This window comes from Acinetobacter sp. RRD8, assembly GCF_031844225.1.
GTDB lineage: Bacteria > Pseudomonadota > Gammaproteobacteria > Pseudomonadales > Moraxellaceae > Acinetobacter.
In genome coordinates, this window is the sequence record NZ_JAUZUU010000008.1 from 81,755 (window position 1) to 98,796 (window position 17,042).

At 41.1% G+C, this 17,042-nt stretch carries 14 protein-coding genes; 1 reads left to right on the forward strand and 13 read right to left on the reverse strand.

Annotation, left to right across the window (positions count from 1 at the left end; all coding sequences use genetic code 11):
* Nucleotides 1–8: 8 nt before the first annotated feature.
* The 6 genes from Q9R24_RS09855 to Q9R24_RS09880 form a co-directional block, all read right to left on the reverse strand.
* Entirely contained in the window at nt 9–1,940 is a 1,932-nt protein-coding gene (locus Q9R24_RS09855) for a hypothetical protein (protein ID WP_311204317.1), read from the reverse strand.
* Nucleotides 1,941–1,961: 21 nt separating this feature from the next.
* Entirely contained in the window at nt 1,962–3,119 is a 1,158-nt protein-coding gene (filE, locus tag Q9R24_RS09860) for a putative pilus assembly protein FilE (protein ID WP_311204318.1), read from the reverse strand.
* A gap of 7 nt (nt 3,120–3,126) precedes the next feature.
* Nucleotides 3,127–4,791, reverse strand: a complete 1,665-nt coding sequence (locus Q9R24_RS09865) for an outer membrane protein transport protein (protein ID WP_311204319.1) — start codon at nt 4,789–4,791, stop codon at nt 3,127–3,129.
* A 12-nt stretch (nt 4,792–4,803) separates the two neighbouring features.
* Entirely contained in the window at nt 4,804–6,009 is a 1,206-nt protein-coding gene (locus tag Q9R24_RS09870) for a hypothetical protein (RefSeq protein ID WP_310077747.1), read from the reverse strand.
* A gap of 34 nt (nt 6,010–6,043) precedes the next feature.
* A complete protein-coding gene (locus Q9R24_RS09875; RefSeq protein WP_311204320.1) occupies nt 6,044–6,877 on the reverse strand; it encodes a C39 family peptidase in 834 nt (277 codons plus the stop codon).
* Between the two features lie 190 nt (nt 6,878–7,067).
* Entirely contained in the window at nt 7,068–8,144 is a 1,077-nt protein-coding gene (locus Q9R24_RS09880; RefSeq protein WP_311204321.1) for a DUF6160 family protein, read from the reverse strand.
* Nucleotides 8,145–8,403: 259 nt separating this feature from the next.
* On the opposite strand from Q9R24_RS09880, the gene Q9R24_RS09885 reads away from it, so the two are divergent.
* Entirely contained in the window at nt 8,404–9,735 is a 1,332-nt protein-coding gene (locus tag Q9R24_RS09885; RefSeq protein ID WP_311204322.1) for an anthranilate synthase component I family protein, read from the forward strand.
* Nucleotides 9,736–9,844: 109 nt separating this feature from the next.
* Here Q9R24_RS09885 and hisC read toward each other — a convergent pair whose 3' ends face one another.
* The 7 genes from hisC to Q9R24_RS09920 form a co-directional block, all read right to left on the reverse strand.
* On the reverse strand, nt 9,845–10,933 hold the full coding sequence (gene hisC / locus Q9R24_RS09890) for a histidinol-phosphate transaminase (protein WP_311204323.1): 1,089 nt from the start codon (nt 10,931–10,933) through the stop codon (nt 9,845–9,847).
* A 148-nt stretch (nt 10,934–11,081) separates the two neighbouring features.
* Nucleotides 11,082–12,386 (reverse strand): histidinol dehydrogenase, encoded by a 1,305-nt coding sequence (hisD, locus tag Q9R24_RS09895; protein ID WP_311204324.1) that lies wholly within the window; start codon nt 12,384–12,386, stop codon nt 11,082–11,084.
* A gap of 186 nt (nt 12,387–12,572) precedes the next feature.
* Entirely contained in the window at nt 12,573–13,274 is a 702-nt protein-coding gene (hisG, locus tag Q9R24_RS09900) for an ATP phosphoribosyltransferase (RefSeq protein ID WP_004646025.1), read from the reverse strand.
* Nucleotides 13,274–14,530: a UDP-N-acetylglucosamine 1-carboxyvinyltransferase gene (murA, locus tag Q9R24_RS09905; RefSeq protein ID WP_004279150.1), complete on the reverse strand. Its 1,257-nt coding sequence runs from the start codon at nt 14,528–14,530 to the stop codon at nt 13,274–13,276. The genes hisG and murA overlap by 1 nt, the downstream gene beginning before the upstream one ends.
* A 7-nt stretch (nt 14,531–14,537) precedes the next feature.
* Entirely contained in the window at nt 14,538–14,789 is a 252-nt protein-coding gene (gene ibaG / locus Q9R24_RS09910) for a BolA family iron metabolism protein IbaG (protein WP_004730742.1), read from the reverse strand.
* Nucleotides 14,790–14,922: 133 nt separating this feature from the next.
* On the reverse strand, nt 14,923–15,255 hold the full coding sequence (hpf, locus tag Q9R24_RS09915; protein WP_004730744.1) for a ribosome hibernation-promoting factor, HPF/YfiA family: 333 nt from the start codon (nt 15,253–15,255) through the stop codon (nt 14,923–14,925).
* A 184-nt stretch (nt 15,256–15,439) separates the two neighbouring features.
* Complete coding sequence (locus tag Q9R24_RS09920; RefSeq protein WP_311204325.1) at nt 15,440–16,891, reverse strand: RNA polymerase factor sigma-54; 1,452 nt, start codon at nt 16,889–16,891, stop codon at nt 15,440–15,442.
* Nucleotides 16,892–17,042: the final 151 nt, after the last annotated feature.

Here is a 17,042-nt window from a genome sequence, read left to right on the forward strand (position 1 = left end):
AAGGAATATTATTTAGCTTTGACTTGATAGCAATCCGCGAGTTTAAACTCAACCGAACCACCATTTAATTTTGCCAAGCTAATATCTGCCGGTGTTTCACCCTCATTGTTATTATTATAAACTTTTTGAAAACTCGCATAGGTATTGGCCCATTGTACCCCATCACCTGCCGAATTCAGGAAAGTTACACGCCCATTCTGGCCAACATTAGTATCCAACACATTAGACAAATTAAGCAGTGCACCACCGATCACAATCGAATCCCTAGAATCCGGTGAAGACTGGATGCGTGAGTCTACCCCTACCAATGCGCCATTGATATTACCAAACTTTTCATTAGCCAAAATCAGGCGCATGGAAACCGCTTTATCAGCCACAAATGCACGTCCCAAAGTCCCGAGGCGATATTGTTGTATGCCTTGATGATCTAAGAGCGTAGCTGCCAATACATCACCTTGACAGCCATTCACCGGATCAGTCGCGAAATTGCTGGAAGATTGCATATTGGTGCGTACATCACCATTACTGTCAATTACAATTCCTAAAGTAATTGGGCTGACAGTGATATCTGTAAATTTAAATTCCAGATTGGCATACATTGGGAAGATATATTTCTCCTTATCTGCCACGTTCTGTGCTGTTTTAAAGACCTGACGATCCAGATAACTAATTGGGAAAATCTTATAGAGATCAATGCTTCCCATATAGTTTTCACCATCGGCCTGCAAACGCCACAACCCCAAGTTGGCTTGATCGGAAGTATCCAGCGATTTTTTGTCAGTCACCATCTTATAGAAAGCTTCTTTACCGGCGATCACATAATCATTCAATAATCTGCCTTGATACAACTCAAGCGGAGTCGCATTATTTGCAATATTCAAGCGGTAAGGCGTGTTAATGGTTTTACTGGTTGGATGAATCCATGAACTTTGCGGATCAGCGGTCATTTGTACCGGTTTCACCTTACGGATGAGTTGAGCATTAATCCCCCCTAAGGAAGATAAATTTTCTTTAGCCAGAGTTAACTCATTATCACGCCATTGTAAGCCGCTGCCAAAGGTATAGCCCTGGCGATCGGTAATCAGCATAAAATGGCCAAATAAATATTTAGTATTCTTATTCTTAATATCACAAGGGCTTTGATTACAGCCCACCAGTCCATCTGAACCCGTCAGGTTACTACCAATTACGCCTGAAGTTGAGAATAATGAAAATTCTGGCTGATACACGGCTGCGTTAGCAATCGTCACCAGTTTTTTAACGGTGGCAAAAGCCACCTCATCCGAAATTGTGCTGATATCAACAAAATCTTTAATTTTGGTCGCCAAATCGGCATCCATCAAATTGATATTCTCACTGGTTTTCGCCAGGTTTTTACGCATCTCTTTAGTAATATACAAAGGTTGTACATCAGATGGATTAATAATACGCCCTTCTTCTAGCGCCAAAGCTTGCAGAATTTTAACCAGACGCATGGCCACCTGAACGGTAGGATCATTAGGCACCAAATCCCCTACCGGACGTCGAGCAATCCCAGTTGCAATATCGATGACACTTAAACGCGGCAGCTGGGTCTGGGCACTAAAACTAGCATAATCGCTGAGTTTAATTTGACCTAAATTAATCTTGCGCGAAGCAAAACTTTGAATATAAAATTCAATATTATCCGTCTTTTGACAGGTTCCAGAAGCAACCCCGTTTTTACTATCAAATAACGTAATAAAGGTATTTTCTGTATCGCTACTACAGTTAAAGTTCAAACCATCGAGCGGATATTCCAGCCCCCATTCCACACAGTTAGTTGTACCTTGGGTACAAGTACCATTGGTCGTGGCTTCATCATTTTTTTCTGGAATGACATTGGCACTTTCCCCACCACACCCACTCAGTGCCGTTAAAAGTGTGGTTAAAGCAAATGGAAATAATATTTTATTTTTCATCTTTTTGTACTCGAATAGTCCTTATCGAATGGCGACTAATTTTAGTTGTCCATGATTTATCAGCATCTTGTCTTCAACATCTATTGCTGAGGCCAAAGGCGTCAATAATATATATTCACTTTGAGCAGGAATCTGGAGAATCCCTTCGATACGCTCATGTTGAATAATATTCGCCTGTCCTTCCTGATTTTTAAAACCACCCGCTCCTTCAAGCACACAACCACGACTGTCTAAAAACACAACAAAAGGCCAATAATACGTTGGATTTTTCTGGCTAGAGGCATAAGAATTGATCTGAATATTCTGGATATCGGATTGAAGCTTTACCACTTCAAAATCAAATTGGTCTGCTTTAAGAGGCGCACGAGGCCAGAGGTTAACTGCTTTTTTAAGGCTGATTTCTTTAGCTTTTTTAATTTTCTTATCATTAAAACACTGTTTGCCCAAGCTATCGATGGTCTCCGACTGTGAAATACGATAATAACTTTGAGCCAGTACCACAGGACCAGAATCTACTTCTGGCGTTTGAAACAAGGATTTTAATACGGATTGTCCCACCCCTTTTTCACGTTCAATTGTCTGGATCCGGGTAGTTCCAATATTTTTATCTAGTACTCCTTCGGGCATGCTATAGAAACGTTTTTTGCCTTCCAAATTAAATTCTTTATTTTCCAGATACTCACTATCCACATATTCAATGCCTTCAACCTGGCTAAATCCCGGTTTTTGTATAATAGCAACAGAAGATCCAGCTCCAATATCAGGATTTTGAATAGCTTGAGATTCAGGTTTTAATTGTGGTTTAGACTGAATCTTTTCTTGCACAGTATGCAGTTGTACTGGTTGTACTGGTTGTACTGGTTGTACTGGTTGTACTGGTTGTACTGGTTGTACAACCATATTATGGTCATGCTTAAGTTTAACTTGCCTATTTTCTACGACGGGCAATTTTTCTATGTTTTGTCTTACAGTTACAGGCTGAACTATTGCAGCTTCTACTTTTTTCAACAATCGAGATTTGTCTTCAGTTTTTTTCTCTGCATTATTACGGGGTACGACTAATGGTCGGCCATCTGGACCAATAATCGTAATAAATTCTTTAGCGCTTGTATAAAAAGACACGGATACCAGATTTAATGCCAGTACCGCTGTCAATCCAACGTTCCTTGTCTTGATCATTTTTCCCTTACCAACGCGTGCGATAGTTCAAACCTAAAATTGTAATTTTGGTATCTGTTTTTACGTTTAAACCTGCATATGGGTTTAATAACAGGTTATTTACCCCTGTCTGGTTGGCTAAACTACTGGTATTTGCTGGAATCTGATCTTTGCTACGCAAGAAACCAATTGATAGATCCAGATCAGTGTCTGCATCAAAACGGTAACCCACACCTAAACCAAATAACTGTGCACCATTGATCGGTACCATGGTATTACGCTTATTTTTTGGAATAGCACTGGTCCGTGGTTCATAACCTGCCCGAAGCTTCAAACGGTCTGTAGCGGAATACTCCATCCCGATACCAAAGTTCCACGGCGATTCAAATCCCATCGGTAAAGCCAAGGTTGAGTCAGTAACATTGGCAGACAAAATTTTGGCAATTTTTAGGGCTGAAATGGTACGATCAAATTCAAATTTAAATTCGTCCCAGACCTTGTAATCTGTCCAGCCAATATCAAAATTTACTTGCAAATCTGGCATCACTTTATATTTGATACCTGCCTGAAAATGCGCCGGATATTCAAAATCCTGTGACACCAGACCAGATTCACTCGATGGTATGTAAGTAGGAAATCCAAGAATTGCAGCCAGAATCTGGCCGGTCGGTGAGGTCATTAAACCTTTGATCATTTCCTGAGGGGCTTTAGCATTATCAATATGATATTTACCTTTTAAGCGCATTTTCGCAGCACTTTGGTACACCATACCAAAACTAAAGTCCTCACGCGGTTCCCACAATATTCCCAGGTTATAGCTTGGACTTAAGTTTTGCTCAAGCTCCAGTTGCATTTGACCAAACTTGCCAAATGGGTTCATCCCCTCATCTGCATTACAGATCCCGAGCAAAAGAATATCTGTAATAATATCGGAATTTTCTTTAAACGGCGTACACACGACTTCGTCGATCATACGCAACATCCCGATCAACTCATTCGGGAAACGCAAGTCCGTTTTCATCCTGATGGCTTGATAAGACATCCCGATAGAAGCACCAATCGACAGCTGGTCATTGACCTCATAACCGATAGATGGAGACAGATAAGTAATCCGCTCTAAAGCAACCTGCTGCCCCATAAAGTTTGCCGGGTTACCATCTTCATGACCAAAGCCTGCCATAAGCGGAGCGTAAACAGCAGTCGCATAAGTAGCTTTCGATCCAGGGGGATTGTATGCGATCCCCATCGTAGGTGCAGTCAAAGGAAGACCTTCGCCTAAATCCACCATTTTTTTCAGAAAAGGGACATAAAGGCTGACATATTCCACATCGCCTTTGACCGGGCCTTTAAAATCGGTACACAAATCAGATGAAACTTCAGGACCGTCATTACAGACAATAGGATCATCAGAATAGCCAAATACGTTATATCCAGCCGGTACTGAAAACTCACGCTGGATATCAAAATTAGCCACAATGATTTGCTGTTCGGTTTGCAGACCATCAATTTTAGTCAGTGCAGCCGGGTTAAAGTGGATGGCATTGACCCCTGGAGGATCTGCAGTGACGGCATTCCCCATGGATAATGCACGTAAATCAACTGAAAGGTTGGTTCCCAATTGTGCAAAGGTATAACTTGAACAGCCCGCAAGAATAATTCCTGTTAATAACGGGCTAAGTCGAATGTTTTTCATACGACACCCCTATTAACTAATTTTTTTACCAAAACCTAAAATATCAAGTGGGAATGACAGTCCCAACGAAACATCCGGTGCATCTTCGGTCAGCCCTAAGCCAACGGTACCATTCACAATTGTTTCTGGAGAGACTCGCACACCTAAGGAAATTGCAAAGGTAGAACTGGTCTGATCTGCAGCAGAATAACTTTCACCAGTGTTATAGTTAAATTCCGCACCAGTATTAAAGCTTTGCTGATAGGACATGGTCATCGAAACATCATAGTTAAATGAATATGCGAAACCAAAGGCAAAGCCTCCACTAACACCAGGTTCAAACTCCTCAATAATCCGGCTACCTCGACGCTGATTCAGGCCCGATTCTTTAAAACCATAGTTCGCAGAAACCGATGCAAACAATACAACTGGGTCAATGTATTTACGCGTACTAGCACCCACTCCAGCAGAGTAATAGCCCTTTCCTGCTGCCAGATCTGTCGCGGCATTAATTTCATAAGGGCTGTCACCGGTTTTAGTTGATAAATTACCAAATAAAATCAGAGGCAGACGACCTGCTTTTAGCGGGAAGGGCTCCCAGCGAGCACCCAGACTAATATCACCCAAGCCTGCAGTAGACGTATCTTTTAACAAGTCAGTTTTAGCCACTAAAGGTAGGGATGCAGTCAAGGTCAGGTTATCTTTCACGCCATATTGAAAAGTGAAAGTATTAGTCATACTATGTGTTGCATTTTCTTGAACACGTAGTTGATACAATTGGCCCTGAGCCATTTCGATATCGAGTTGAGTGTCCCGATAATAGGTATAATCAATATCGTAATATGATGAAATTTCGCCTTGTTTTATCAGAGAGTATTGGCGTTCATTTGACGTAAATACTTCTTCCAGGTTAGCTGCCTGAGTAGCATCTCCTTCTTGTTGCTGTAAAGCTTGAGATGCATCTACTACCTGGCCAGCCTGAGTCTCTACAGGTGCTGCTGTTTCCACGGCAGCCTCTTCAACTGCTTCATATCCACCTAGTTCTGATTCTTCTGCAGTCTGCGTTTCGACCTGCCCGGTTTGAGCCGGTACAGATGCAGCAGTTTCAACAACAACTTCTTCATCAACCGTTTCGTATTCACCTAGTGCTGGTTCTTCTGCAGCAAATGCAACGCCCATTACCATTTGAATGCTCAGTGCCAAGAACGTCTTGTTCATCCATTTACTGTTCATATCCATTTCACCATTTTAATTTTTATTACTGTTTTTCGTTTTATTTATTCTTGTAATACAGTCTCAGGAAGTTATGTTGATATTCCCCAAATTGTTCTGACTCTGTATTACGATTACGGTCCATACGGATCGTAGAAGCTTTATCAGCAATTTTGTCCATATAAAATTGTGGATACTGCATGTCAACCAAGGCATAGCGATTGATCGTAGCATCTTCTACATGGCGCATATCTGATTCTTTTAATGCTAGAAAATTTTTGCGATATTGTTCAGGTACATTAATCAGGAACAAAGTGTTATTTTCCCAAATATCCTGAAAACGCCGTTCATCAAAACTGATATTACCAAGTGCCGGATCTGCAACATAAACCCGGCCATTTTTATAACCTTTATAAACTACAAAATGCTTAAATCCCGCATAGGAAATCGGAACAATAGCGGGCTGATCTTGATTGACTAAATCTTTGAATTCCCCTCGATAGCCTCCACTTTCCAGTCCCAAGGCCGAGACAAAGCGCTTCATATCAAGCAGAGAGAAACTACGACGTTCAACAATTTTATCCGTTTCACCGAATTTCATGAGCCCGCTCATGACTTGCTGCTCATCCAGCTGTGTACCGACATAACCATTGAGGAGGGTCGTAAGTGCTGCTGAACCACAACTATAATCATAAGCTTGACGCACAATGCCCTGAAACTGATCCAGAAGTGCCGGTTGTACTTCCACAGCTTCACGGTGCATACGCACAAAAGAGTCATTTCTTGAATCAAGAACTTCAGTATAGTGAACAGCACCATTCGGCTGTTTTTTGATATCCAGAGCTTCTTTGGCAGCGTAATACATCAATGCCGAGCCCAACGCGATCTCTAACATAATTATTAACTTTTCTTATAATGGGCATGATGTGCCTATTTTTCTTTTTATAGAGCATTCACTCTACTTCCCTGTAACTAGAAAGATACCTGCTTTTTCAAAAAAATACAGTATTTTTTTTATTTTTTGGATAAATGATTTAGTCATAAAAAAAACGCGTGTAAACACGCGCTTTTTTTTAAAATAAAGATTAGTGACCTGAAATAGTAATAATTGCACCTTTTGTATAACTACCAGGAGTTCTAGAGTAGAAGGTTTGTAACCCCTGTACTTCCATGTCACCGATAGATGAAGCTGCACTACGGTTACCTAAATGAATACCTTTAATGTATTGGTCTTTCGCCCCAGTATCATTACTTACAATACGAACATGCGCTGCTTTTGTCACATCCGTAGAAGTACCTACATAAGCATCATTAAATACTGAAATATTTTGGCTAATCGTCAAATCATTAGATTTCGCATCTGCAATTTTAATACTTTCAATAAAGATTTCACCGGCTTCACGTGTAATCACAGGGCTAGAACCCGAAAGACCAACAGGTTGATTTTTTGTTGAATTATCTAAAATACCCAGGTTGTTAATTTCTAAACCACCTACCATTACAGTATTCATCTTGATCATTGCACCTTGTGGAGCAGCACCCAGTTGAATATTGGCATTTATCACACCAGTTTTAACTTCTAAACCACTAATGATGTCATTTACAACAGCACCACCACCTCGACGAATCGTATTCGCATTCTCACCAGCACCTTTTACGCCAGATGCAGTAACCCCAATTCGGCCAATTTTAATATCAAGGCCCGATACTTGTGCAGCAACATTAATGAAAGGATTACCGTTACCTGCATCAGAGTCGATCACCAAGTCAGCAAGATTACGGGACTCGAGTAAATAGGCACCATTATCGTCATAATTGGCACCGATTAATACACCATGGTGTGCCGTAGTCGTAGGATTTACACGATCAGCATCTGTAATAGCCGTATCACTAGTACCACGAATCACGATCGAACCTGCGGCTGCAGTTTGAGGAGTTGAGGCCCCAGTAGTTGGATTAACTAAATTATAACCATCTTTCAAACCGTCATTATCATGAATAAATAATTTTTCAATAGCAATTTTCGAGATGCCGATACCAATTGTCAAACCGTCTTGACCCGTTGTTTCGCTTAGAGATGCATCATCCATTGCTTGCATCGCCATCGCATTGGCACTAAATGCAACTGAAGTCGCTAAAACTAATTTTGTAAATTTTTTCATTGTTTACTCTCCCAAGAGTACTATTTTTTTTGGTTGTGAATTACTCAGTGTTTAGGCTGTATTTTTTATTTTCTGACAGCTTAAGCATCTTTCCTTGAGTAATTTGCTAGCCCACTTAAAGTAGCGTCGAGTCAGTTTTTGATCAACTGTTGTTGGTCGCAATCTGTCGCTTACCGATAAACGGTATTTCATGATTTAAAAATATTTTCCTGACTTCTTGATATAAAATAGTGAGTCATATTGAACTCTCCATAACTGAATGACCGAAGCTCTCTATCATCGCCCTTTAAAATTTGAATCTCGTCTGGTTGCAGATCTATTATCCGCATTGAAGACATTGGATCATCTGGTGTATTTAAATAATAATGGTCAGCCTTTTATTGCCTGCTGCGCTCAAGAATATTTTATTGCCCAGACATCACAAATTCAGTCTTTTAAAAGAACAGGGATTGAACACTATCAGCCCAGACCATCTGAGTTTAATTTAGCAATCGATGCATTAAAAACTCCTCAAGAGAATGGCTTTCGTGGAGGTTATGTCGGTTTTATCGGCTACGATTATGCGGCTCAACAATATATTCAGTATTCAGATCGCCCTCAACCTGGTTTATTTATTGGTCAATTTTCTTCCTACATTAAACCAATCCCTGATGGCTGGATGTTCTATAGTGATGATCCACAGGCAGAACAGATTTTCAATCATATTCAGAACTTACTTAATCAAGATAAAATTCACTCGACATTTCATTTAAAAAATCCTTGTAGCTCACGCTGGACTAAATCTGTCTATATTCAGGCTTTTCAGAAAATTCAGGACTATATTGTTACAGGTGACTGCTATCAGATTAATCTGACCCAAGAATTTAAAGGTCGTGCCCAAGGCTCCCTCTTAGCCACTGCCCAAGCATTCTGGACATTAACCGAAGCGCCCTATGCGGGTTATTTGCGTATTGGTGATTTTGAATTACTCAGTTGCTCACCCGAGTTATTTATTGACTTCGAAAAAAATCGGAAAATTATCACCAAACCAATTAAAGGCACCATGCCACGCCATAGCGATCCAGTGCTGGATGAACAATCTAAACAAACATTAAAAGCATCGGAAAAAGATCAAGCAGAAAATGTCATGATTGTGGATTTATTACGTAATGATTTAAGTGTGTATGCGGAAACAGGTTCGGTTAAAACACCCAAATTATTTAATATCGAAAGTTTTAATCAAGTACATCATATGGTGAGCGAAGTTGAAGCGACCTTAAAAGCAGATATCAATCCTTTCGAGGTGTTAATGTCAGCCCTACCAGGTGGCTCAATTACGGGTGCGCCTAAAATTCGTGCCATGCAGATTATTGCTGAACTGGAAGGTGTAGCACGTGGGGCTTATTGTGGATCAATGGGTTATTTTAATTTTGATGGTACCGGTTCCTGGAACATTCTGATTCGTTCCATCCAAAAATATCAAGAAGATGTTTCTTTATGGGCGGGTGGTGGTATTACCATTTCTTCGGATTGTGATGCAGAATATCAAGAATGTTTTGATAAAGTTTCAGCGATGCTGGATCTGTTAAATACGTGGTATCAACCTAAATAAATAAAAAGCGAATCATTTGACTCGCTTTTTTCTACAAATCCACCCTAACCCTCCTTTAGTAAAGGAGGGAAATCCTCCCTTTTCAAAGGGAGGCTAAGAGGGATTTTAATCACACCAAAATCTCATTTTTTAGTGTATCGACTAAACGCTGATTTTGCTCATCTGTACCAATAGTAATTCGCAAGAACTGGTTAATACGTGGCTTGTCAAAATAACGCACGATAATGCCACGTTCACGTAGTTCGCTGGCCAACTCACCTGCATCCTTAGATGGCAATGAGGCAAAAATAAAGTTGGCACTCGATGGTAAAACTTTAAAACCAAGCTCATTTAATTGGGACACCAACTTTTCACGACTCGTAATCACTTTTGCATTTTGTGCTTCAAAGTAGGCTTGATCTTCAAATGAAGCGACCGCTGCAGCAATCGCAAAACGGTTCATCGGATAAGAGTTAAAGCTATTTTTGACTGCTTCCAGTGCTGCAATTAAATGGGACTGAGCAATCGCAAAACCAACACGCAAACCCGCAAGAGAACGTGACTTCGATGTGGTTTGACATACGACTAAATTCTCATATTTCTCAACCAGCTTAACTGCTGATTCAGCACCAAAATCCACATAGGCTTCATCAATCACCACCACTGAATCCGGATTGGCTTGCAGAATTTCTTCAATCGCAGCCAAACCTAGATCAATACTGGTCGGCGCATTAGGATTAGTAATAATAATGCCGCCATTAGCTTGTTTATAGTCATCCACAACAATTTCAAAGTCATCATTCAATGGTAAGATTTTGGTTTTGACGCCAAAAAACTGACTATAAACCGGATAGAAACTATAGGTAATATCTGGATAAAGCAGAGGCTGTTTTTGAACAAAAAAAGCCTTAAAGATATGTGCCAAGACTTCGTCTGAGCCATTGCCGACAAAGACAGTGTCTACAGGTACATTTTGCTGTTTAGCGATCGCCTGTTTCAACTCTGATGCATCCGGGTCAGGATACAGACGCAAAACATCCGCCGAATTCGCAAGTACCTTTTGAACCGCTTCTACCACTTTGGGTGATGGTGGATACGGATTTTCATTGGTATTAAGTTTTAAAATATTCTGGATTTTTGGTTGTTCGCCTGGGGTATACGGTTCTAATTCACGTACTTCAGGACTCCAAAAACGCATTTGTTCTGTTGTGATATTCATTTTATATTCTCTTTAAACCCTCTCCTAACCTCTCCCTGAGCCATATATGGCGCAAGAGAGGAATTTTCATTAATAAAGACACAAGATTTTTGTGGTTTAAATTCTCCTCTCCTTTTAGGAGAGGGTCAGGGAGAGGTTGTAATGCTATTTATGATTGATAACGATAACGTGCTGACTGTGCATGTGCATCCAAGTTCTCTTGTTGCGCCAAAATATCCGCAGTTTTTGCTAAAGTTTTTACACCTTCTTGTGAGCACATGATCAAACTTGAACGCTTCTGGAAATCATAGACACCAAGTGGCGATGAAAAACGCGCAGTACCTGAAGTTGGCAAGACATGGTTTGGCCCGGCACAGTAATCACCAATGGCTTCAGGCGTATAACGACCCATAAAGATTGCACCTGCATGACGAATGCTATCAGACATTGCTTCTGCATCATCTAAACATAACATCAAATGCTCAGGCGCTACCTGATTAATCAAATCTGACGCTTCTTGACGGTCTTTTACCAAGACTAAAGCACCACGATTGGCAATCGAAGTACGGGCAATTTCCGCCTTCGGTAATGTTGCCAAGTGCATTTCAATCACCTGCTCAACGGCATTTAGCAACTGTTCATCTGGTGTGATGAAAATGGCTTGTGCCACAGTGTCATGCTCAGCTTGCGAAAGTAAATCCATGGCCAGCCATTCAGCATTATTTTGGCCTTCGGCATATACCAAAATTTCAGAAGGCCCTGCAATCATGTCGATGCCGACCTGACCAAACACTGCACGTTTTGCTGCAGCAACAAAACGGTTGCCCGGGCCAGTAATTTTATCTACTGCTGGGACAGTTTCTGTACCATAAGCCAATGCCGCAACTGCTTGCGCGCCACCAATCGTAAAGACACGCGTTACACCTGCCAGATATGCAGCCGCCAGTACCAATGGATTTAACTCACCATTCGGCGCAGGCACCACCATAATAATTTCCGGCACACCTGCGACATGTGCAGGCACCGCATTCATCAATACTGAAGATGGATAAGACGCCAGACCACCCGGTACATAAATCCCAACACGATCCAGTGGAGTGACTTTCTGACCAAGCGTATTTCCTAAAGCATCGACATAGGTCCAGCCGTCCTGTTTTTGTGCCTGGTGAAACTCGCGCACGCGTGCTGCAGCAAGCTCTAAAGCTTCGCGCACTTCAGTCGTCAAACCCTCGAAGGCAGCTTGCAGTTGCTCTTGGCTTAACTCTAAATCTGAAAATTGATGCGCCGGATGTCGATCGAACTGTTGAGTGAGTTTAAGAACTTGAGCATCACCATGCTGACGAACATCAGCAATAATTTGATCTACAGTTTTTAAAAGTTCAGGATCATTAACAGTTTCAAAAGCCAACAAGTCAGCAAATGCTTGCTTGAAGTTTTGATCTTGGGTCGATAAACGTCGCATCAATTTACCCATCAGGTTTGAATTCGAAGGCTTTAGTTTACCTGTTTTCCAGACTTTTGTCGGCAGCTATAGTGCTCTAGCCCTATGAGTTTTATTGGAAATAGCTTTTGGTAAAATTGATGAAAGAATTTACATCGTATTTATGTTCAATCGAATAAAAAAAACCGCCCTAAAAGGACGGTTTTTTATGCAAAAAATTTAAGCCTGTTTGGCCTTTTCACGTTCTTCTACGGCTTTTTCAAGCTGTGCCAGAATCGGATTTAACAACGCTTGCTTACGCTTGAAGCTGGCTTTATTCACGATTAAACGCGAAGACACTTTGCAAATTTCTTCAAGTGGCTCCAGACCATTGGCACGCAAGGTATTACCTGTATCTACGACGTCAACAATGTAATCGCCCAGACCGACCAGTGGTGCAAGTTCCATGGAGCCATACAGCTTGATCACATCAACCTGCTCACCCAAGCTGGCATAGTATTGACGGGTCAAATTCACGTACTTGGTCGCAATTTTTAAGCGACCTTTAGGACGTTGCATCCCCACCTTACCGGCGGTCATCAATTTACATACCGCAATTTTCAGGTCCAATGGTTCATAGACATTTTGTGCACCATGTTCCATCAATACATCTTTACCGGCCACGCCAATATCGGCTGCACCATTTTCAACATAAGTCGGTACATCTGAAGCACGTAAAATTAGAATACGAACCTGTTTATGCGTGGTCGGGAAAATCAATTTACGAGATTTATCAGGATCTTCTAAAAGATTAATCCCTGCTGTTTCTAGCAAAGGTAAAGTCTCTTTTAAGATACGCCCCTTACTTAATGCCAAAGTTAAACCATGATCAAAATTGCCCATTACGTCAAAGTTTGGATCATCGTTTCTCATATCGCTCATTAATTTACTCGCTTAATTTGGGCACCTAAACTTTGTAACTTTGCTTCTACATCTTCATAACCGCGGTCAATATGATAAATGCGGTCAATCAGCGTTTCACCTTCAGCGGCAAGTGCTGCCAGCACCAAAGAGAACGAAGCACGTAAATCTGTTGCCATTACGGGTGCGGCAGAAAGTTTTTCTACACCCGTTACCACAGCATCATTACCTTCTACCTGAATATTGGCACCCATACGTGCCAATTCAGGAACATGCATGAAACGGTTTTCAAAAATCGTTTCAGAAATTGTCGCAAAGCCTTGAGCAATGGCATTCACAGCCATAATCTGGGCTTGCATATCGGTTGGAAATTCTGGATGTGGTAAGGTTTGGAAGCTGACAGCTTTCGGACGTTTACCCAGCATATCCAGTTCAATCCAGTCGTCACCACGGGTCACTTCTGCGCCCATTTCTTCAAACTTGTCCAGCACCGCTTCCATCAGGGACGGATCAGTATGCGTGGTTTTGATACGACCGCCAGTGATCGCTGCTGCTGCCAGATATGAACCGGTTTCAATCCGGTCAGCAACAACCGCATATTCACAGCCATGCAGACGTTCGACACCGGTCACAATTAAAGTATCGGTATCTAGACCTTCAATCTTGGCACCCATCTTGATCAGCATTTGCGCAAGATCAGTGATCTCAGGTTCACGTGCTGCATTGCGAATCGTGGTCACACCATCGGCCAACACGGCAGCCATCAGAATATTTTCTGTCCCACCCACAGTCACCATATCAAAGACAACTTCGCCACCTTTCAGGCGACCATCGACTTTGGCATGTACATAACCGGCTTCGACTTCAATCTCGGCGCCTAAAGCTTCTAAAGCTTTCAAATGCTGATCGACAGGACGGGAACCAATCGCACAACCGCCTGGTAAAGACACTTTTGCACTGCCATAGCGCGCCAATAATGGACCAAGCACCAAAATAGAAGCACGCATAGTTTTTACGAGCTCATACGGTGCGAACTGGTTATCTAATGTAGAAGTATCAGCAACAACCGTATCGCCTTCATAAGTCATGGTGATCCCAAGACCAGCAATCAGCTTCACCAACGTATTGACATCTTTTAGATTAGGAACATTTCTGAGCGTAATCGGGGTATCAGCAAGAATCATTGCTGCCAATAATGGAAGTGCTGCATTCTTTGCACCAGAAATGCGCACTTCACCTTCGAGCTTGATACCGCCCTGAATTAAAAATTTATCCATTAAATGATTAAGCTCCAAATAAGCTTGCTTTGCGCCATTCTTCTTTTGTCATCGCGCGAATCGTTACTGCGTGAACTGCACCACTGGCAATATGGGCATTGAGAGGAGCATAAACAGCTTGTTGGCGTGCAACTGGACGCTTACCTTCAAATTGATCATCCACAATACGGAGATCAAATTTTCCGCCCTGACCACTCACAGCAACATCCGCCTCTGGAAAAGCGGCTTCTAAAATTTCAGCGAGCTGTTCATTATTCATCACAAGACCTCTTATAGGACTAAGGGTGTAAAACGAGCCATTTTACTATAAATAGCAAAAATAATTCATGGATCCATACATTATATATATAAAAAAAAGAGGCTTTTAAAACCTCTTTTTCATCATTTGTCCTTTATAGAGCTAAAGGATGCTGCTGTAAATGCATTTCCCGGTATCGATCAATCTGCCGTTTCAATTTTTCGGTCAATATTTTAATTGAGGTATACATATCATCTGCGGTGGCGTGAGCAAAAAATTCAATGCCCGGTAATCGGATAATAGCCTCTGCGATATGATTACTACTGCCCTTTCTAGAGCGTTTATCAATTTGATGATCTTTCGAGAGTTTCACTTGCATACTATTCACCTGATCTAGGTGCTTCGTCATCTGTGAAAACTTGGTTTTTATACTTTCTTCAATAGCTGGCGTAATCGATAAATGATGTCCACGAATTGTTATTTGCATAGTTCTATCCCTCACCTTCGTTAGGATTAGAAGAGTCACAATATAAAATAATTTAAATGCAGCAACTTATAAATAAAATATCCGTATTTTAAGTCCTGGATCAAATCATTTTACTGCTCCTCAAAAGAAAAAAAGATTCATTATGCTGTCATAATGAATCTCTAGAATAGCCAGATTTCAAATTTTAGATCAAGACTTTTCGTTCAGAAGATGAAGGAATATGTAACGATTCACGATATTTCGCCACCGTACGTCGTGCCACATCAATGCCTTCATCTTTTAACATATTGGCAATTGCATTATCAGACAAAGGCTTACGGGCATTTTCTTCGGAAATCAGTTTTTTGATTTTGGCACGGATAGCAGTAGAAGATGCTTCACCACCTGATGTAGTCCCGACATGACTCGAGAAGAAATATTTCAACTCGAACAATCCACGTGGGGTCAGCATATATTTATTGGTGGTTACCCGAGAAACTGTAGACTCATGCAATTCAACTTCTTCGGCAATATCTCTTAAAACCAGAGGTTTCATGCCTTCCGCCCCAATTTCCAAGAACATTTTTTGATGTTCCACAATACAAGTCGCGACTTTCAATAATGTTTTATGCCGCTCATCGATACTTTTAATAAAGTTCTTCGCTTCCAGCATCTGATTACGCAGGTACTGATTATCATCGCTTTGATCTGCACGACGAATCATTTTGGCATAAAAAGAATTGACGCGTAACTTTGGCAGCACATCCGAGTTTAAATTGACTTGCCAGCAGTTATTCTTTTTCATCACCACGACATCTGGCACCTGATAATCCGATTCCTTATTTTCAAATTCCAGACCAGGATGCGGTTTTAATGTTTTTAGCAAATCTACAGCACAGCGCAACTGCTCTGGATTTAAGCCAGTCTGTTTGATCAGCTTAGGAAGCTCATTGGTAATCAACAATTCATAATGTTGCAGAAGTTTGATCGCATCATTTCGGCAAGGCGTTGACGCAGGTAAATTATCAAGTTGAACTAATAGGCATTCTGCCAAGCTTCTAGAACCCACACCCACCGGATCCAAACGCTGAATATGCTTTAATACAACGGCAACTTCATCATCTTCAATTTCTTCTTCAAAGCCCATAGAAGAGAGTAAATGTTGTACTGATGCAGTAATTTCACTCAACTCTGCATCTAAAAAACCTTTGTCGTCCAGAGAGTCGACGATGCAATAAGCGATTAATTTATCAACCTGTGAAAAATTCAACAGATTAATCTGTTCCAGCATATATTCTTGCAGGCTCTGATGCCCTTGACGATTATCTTCACGCTCTTCGAACTCGGCCGCCCCCAGACTTGTAGGTTGATGGGTATAAACATCATCCCAATCGGTATCTACAGGTAAGTCATCAGGCAGATGATCGGCGTTAAGTTCATTGGTTAGATCGTTATTTTCATTATTTGATTCAATGGTAGATAAGCTTTCGAGGGTAATTTGCTCTTCAACTTTTTCTAATAGAGGATTACTATCAAGTTGCAACTGAACTTCTTGTTCCAATTCCAGACTTGAAAGTTGTAATAGCCGAATTGCCTGCTGTAATTGTGGAGTTAATGACAGCGAGTTCGCAATTTTTATGCCCACTGATAATCTCATTGTTACCCCCTTAATAGAAAACCCCATTTTATAAGCAATTTTTATGCCGTTTTATTTTTTATAACACAGATTTACCAAAAAACATACAAATCGGATTTTAAATTTCTAGTCTTTCGCGACTAATAATTTTTAAATACTTAATTTTTCGCAT

What these genes read in the sequence shown, in the direction of transcription:
- Q9R24_RS09855 (WP_311204317.1), bottom strand. Translation starts at nt 1,940, where the DNA reads ATGAAAAATAAAATATTATTTCCATTTGCTTTAACCACACTTTTAACG.
- filE (WP_311204318.1), bottom strand. Translation starts at nt 3,119, where the DNA reads ATGATCAAGACAAGGAACGTTGGATTGACAGCGGTACTGGCATTAAAT.
- Q9R24_RS09865 (WP_311204319.1), bottom strand. Translation starts at nt 4,791, where the DNA reads ATGAAAAACATTCGACTTAGCCCGTTATTAACAGGAATTATTCTTGCG.
- Q9R24_RS09870 (WP_310077747.1), bottom strand. Translation starts at nt 6,009, where the DNA reads ATGGATATGAACAGTAAATGGATGAACAAGACGTTCTTGGCACTGAGC.
- Q9R24_RS09875 (WP_311204320.1), bottom strand. Translation starts at nt 6,877, where the DNA reads ATGTTAGAGATCGCGTTGGGCTCGGCATTGATGTATTACGCTGCCAAA.
- Q9R24_RS09880 (WP_311204321.1), bottom strand. Translation starts at nt 8,144, where the DNA reads ATGAAAAAATTTACAAAATTAGTTTTAGCGACTTCAGTTGCATTTAGT.
- Q9R24_RS09885 (WP_311204322.1), top strand. Translation starts at nt 8,404, where the DNA reads ATGACCGAAGCTCTCTATCATCGCCCTTTAAAATTTGAATCTCGTCTG.
- hisC (WP_311204323.1), bottom strand. Translation starts at nt 10,933, where the DNA reads ATGAATATCACAACAGAACAAATGCGTTTTTGGAGTCCTGAAGTACGT.
- hisD (WP_311204324.1), bottom strand. Translation starts at nt 12,386, where the DNA reads ATGGGTAAATTGATGCGACGTTTATCGACCCAAGATCAAAACTTCAAG.
- hisG (WP_004646025.1), bottom strand. Translation starts at nt 13,274, where the DNA reads ATGAGCGATATGAGAAACGATGATCCAAACTTTGACGTAATGGGCAAT.
- murA (WP_004279150.1), bottom strand. Translation starts at nt 14,530, where the DNA reads ATGGATAAATTTTTAATTCAGGGCGGTATCAAGCTCGAAGGTGAAGTG.
- ibaG (WP_004730742.1), bottom strand. Translation starts at nt 14,789, where the DNA reads ATGAATAATGAACAGCTCGCTGAAATTTTAGAAGCCGCTTTTCCAGAG.
- hpf (WP_004730744.1), bottom strand. Translation starts at nt 15,255, where the DNA reads ATGCAAATAACAATTCGTGGACATCATTTATCGATTACGCCAGCTATT.
- Q9R24_RS09920 (WP_311204325.1), bottom strand. Translation starts at nt 16,891, where the DNA reads ATGAGATTATCAGTGGGCATAAAAATTGCGAACTCGCTGTCATTAACT.